1 protein-coding gene is annotated in these 394 nt (G+C 61.2%); it reads left to right on the forward strand.

Annotated features, from left to right (window positions below):
- Positions 1–394: hypothetical protein (locus tag EOA60_RS38100; RefSeq protein WP_206628497.1), on the forward strand; the 394-nt coding region annotated here is incomplete at both ends.

Raw genomic sequence — 394 nt, forward strand, 5'->3', positions numbered from 1 at the left:
TCCTGATGCACCATCCGCGGCATGGTTCATCGCTGAGGGCACTGTCGCAGGAGCGGCTGGTCGAATTGAACTTCCTCGACCTGCCGCATGTCGAGGAATTCTATGCCGAGTACGATGCCTTCGCCGCGTTGGTCGCGAACCATGTCGAGATGCTCTACCTCGAGGACGTGCTCGGCGATCACGTGCCGTACCGATCCGAGTCATCCGTCAACCCCAATCTGATCTTCATGCGCGACAGTTCAGTGACCCTGCCTTGGGCGCCGACGAAATTCATACCCACACGCCCTGCTCTGCCCAGCCGGGCTGCCGAGGCCGGGATCGTCAGTTATGCGCTGAAGCGGCTCGGCATGGCCCCGCTCACGCATCTGGAGAACGACGAAGATCTTGAAGGCGG

The organism is Mesorhizobium sp. M1A.F.Ca.IN.020.06.1.1, from assembly GCF_004023265.1.
GTDB lineage: Bacteria > Pseudomonadota > Alphaproteobacteria > Rhizobiales > Rhizobiaceae > Mesorhizobium.